The organism is Streptomyces crystallinus, assembly GCF_039521265.1.
GTDB lineage: Bacteria > Actinomycetota > Actinomycetes > Streptomycetales > Streptomycetaceae > Streptomyces > Streptomyces crystallinus.
Map to the genome: position 1 here is coordinate 1 of NZ_BAAACA010000032.1, position 2,734 is coordinate 2,734.

Here is a 2,734-nt window from a genome sequence, read left to right on the forward strand (position 1 = left end):
CCCTAGGGGCCCGGCCTTTAGGGGCGCGGGGAACTGCGCGACCAGCCCGCCACCGGCCCGCAGACGAGTACGCACGCGGGGTGCGGGGGCGAAGCCCCCGGGGAAAACGACTCCGCCCCTCCCCACTCACCCCCGGAGGGTTTAGGGAAGGGGCGGGGTGGGGGCTCAACCCGTCAGGACAGCGCCCCGTTGGGCAGCTCCACCTTCGCCCCGAGCTCCATCAACTTCTCCATGAAGTTCTCGTAACCCCGGTTGATCAGATCGATCCCGTGCACCCGCGACGTCCCCTGCGCGGCCAACGCGGCGATCAGATAGGAGAACCCACCCCGAAGGTCCGGGATCACCAGATCCGCGCCCTGGAGCTTCGTGGGCCCGCTGACAACGGCGGAGTGCAGGAAGTTCCGCTGCCCGAACCGGCAGTCCGACCCGCCCAGGCACTCCCGGTACAGCTGGATGTGCGCCCCCATCTGGTTCAGCGCCGACGTGAACCCGAGCCGCGACTCGTACACCGTCTCGTGCACGATCGACAGCCCCGTGGCCTGCGTCAGGGCCACCACCAGCGGCTGCTGCCAGTCCGTCTGGAAGCCGGGGTGCACGTCCGTCTCCAGGGCGATCGACTTCAGCGAGCCGCCCGGGTGCCAGAACCGGATGCCCTCGTCGTCGATCTCGAAGGCCCCGCCGACCTTCCGGTACGTGTTCAGGAAGGTCATCATCGACCGCTGCTGGGCGCCGCGGACGTAGATGTTGCCCTCGGTCGCCAGCGCGGCGGACGCCCAGGAGGCGGCCTCCAGGCGGTCCGACAGGGCGCGGTGGGTGTACCCGCCGAGCTTGTCGACACCGGTGATCCGGATCGTCCGGTCCGTGTCCATGGCGATGATCGCGCCCATCTTCTGCAGTACGCAGATGAGGTCCTCGATCTCGGGCTCCACGGCGGCGTTGGAGAGCTCCGTCACACCCTCGGCCAGCACGGCCGTGAGCAGCACCTGCTCGGTCGCGCCCACCGACGGGTACGGCAGCCGGATCTTGGTGCCGCGCAGCCGCTGCGGCGCCTCCAGGTACTGGCCGCCCTCGCGCTTCTCGATCGTCGCGCCGAACTGCCGCAGCACCTCGAAGTGGAAGTCGATCGGCCGGCCTCCGATGTCGCAGCCGCCCAGGCCCGGGATGAAGGCGTGGCCGAGGCGGTGCAGCAGCGGGCCGCAGAGCAGGATGGGGATGCGCGACGACCCGGCGTGCGCGTCGATGTCGGCGACGTTCGCGCTTTCGACGTGCGACGGGTCGAGGACCAGCTCACCGGGCTCCTCGCCGGGGCGGACGGTCACCCCGTGCAGCTGCAGCAGACCGCGTACGACCCGCACGTCGCGGATGTCGGGCACATTGCGCAGCCGGCTCGGCCCGCTGCCGAGCAGCGCGGCGACCATCGCCTTCGGCACGAGGTTCTTCGCGCCGCGAACGCGGATCTCGCCCTCCAGCGGGGTGCCGCCGTGGACAAGCAGTACATCGTCTGTGCCGGTCATGTATCTCGCGTTCCGGAATCGTCGGGCAGGGGGTCAGAGAAAAGGGTAAGGGGCTTCTACCCATGTCCTGTAAGGCCAAGGGGGGTTCGCAAGCGTAATGAATTCGCCACAACACGCTCCGCTCAGGCCAGTTCGGCGGAGGGTCACCACGGGGCCCTGGCGGACAGACCGGTGCGCCCCATTGCTGCCGTGCGCTCCCCCTCGGGGGCGAAGATGCGGGATCATGTCCGCATGACCGAGGTGTCCTCGCTCACAGGGCGGCTGCTCGTCGCCACCCCCGCCCTCGCGGATCCGAACTTCGACCGCGCGGTGGTGCTGCTCCTCGACCACGACGAGGAGGGCTCGCTCGGCGTGGTCCTCAACCGGCCGACCCCGGTCGGCGTCGGCGACGTCCTGGAGCCATGGGCTTCGCTGGCCGGTGAGCCGGGCGTGGTCTTCCAGGGCGGCCCGGTCTCCCTCGACTCCGCGCTGGGCGTCGCCGTGATCCCCGGCTTCGAGGGCGCTTCCCCGAGCTCCCAGCTCCGTTCGAGCAGGGGGGACCCCCTCGGCTGGCGCCGGGTGTACGGGGCGATCGGCCTGGTCGACCTGGAGGCGCCGCCGGAGCTGCTCGCCGCCGCCCTCGGCTCGCTGCGGATCTTCGCCGGGTACGCGGGCTGGGGCCCGGGCCAGCTGGAGGACGAGCTGACCGACGGGGCCTGGTACGTGGTGGAGTCCGAGCCGGGCGACGTCTCCTCCCCGGATCCCGGATCCCTGTGGCGGGCGGTGCTGCGCCGCCAGCGCAGCGAACTGGCGATGGTGGCGACGTACCCCGACGACCCTTCGCTGAACTGACGCCGCCGCGCGTCAGTACGCTCCGCGCTTCAGTAGGCTAGGAACTTATGAGCACTCTTGAGCCCGAGCGCGGGGCAGGTACGGGGACCCTCGTAGAGCCGACGCCGCAGGTGTCGAACGGCGACGGCGACCACGAGCGCTTCGCCCACTACGTCCAGAAGGACAAGATCATGGCGAGCGCGCTCGACGGCACCCCCGTCGTCGCGCTCTGCGGCAAGGTCTGGGTGCCGGGCCGTGACCCGAAGAAGTACCCGGTCTGCCCGATGTGCAAGGAGATCTACGAGTCCATGGGCGCCGGCGGAGACAAGGGCAAGGACGGCAAGGACGGCGGCAAGAAGTAGCGCCGTCGGGGTTGCGGTGCGTCTGCGTCCGCGGCCCCGTCTGTGGCT

Annotated in this window: 3 protein-coding genes; 2 read left to right on the plus strand and 1 reads right to left on the minus strand. The window is 70.5% G+C overall.

The window, feature by feature from the left end:
- Positions 1-173 precede the first annotated feature (173 nt).
- Positions 174-1,514 (minus strand): UDP-N-acetylglucosamine 1-carboxyvinyltransferase, encoded by a 1,341-nt coding sequence (gene murA, locus ABD236_RS22580; RefSeq protein ID WP_344076060.1) that lies wholly within the window; start codon positions 1,512-1,514, stop codon positions 174-176.
- A gap of 231 nt (positions 1,515-1,745) precedes the next feature.
- On the opposite strand from murA, the gene ABD236_RS22585 reads away from it, so the two are divergent.
- On the plus strand, positions 1,746-2,345 hold the full coding sequence (locus tag ABD236_RS22585; RefSeq protein WP_344076062.1) for a YqgE/AlgH family protein: 600 nt from the start codon (positions 1,746-1,748) through the stop codon (positions 2,343-2,345).
- Positions 2,346-2,392: 47 nt separating this feature from the next.
- Positions 2,393-2,686 (plus strand): DUF3039 domain-containing protein, encoded by a 294-nt coding sequence (locus ABD236_RS22590; protein WP_344076064.1) that lies wholly within the window; start codon positions 2,393-2,395, stop codon positions 2,684-2,686.
- Positions 2,687-2,734: the final 48 nt, after the last annotated feature.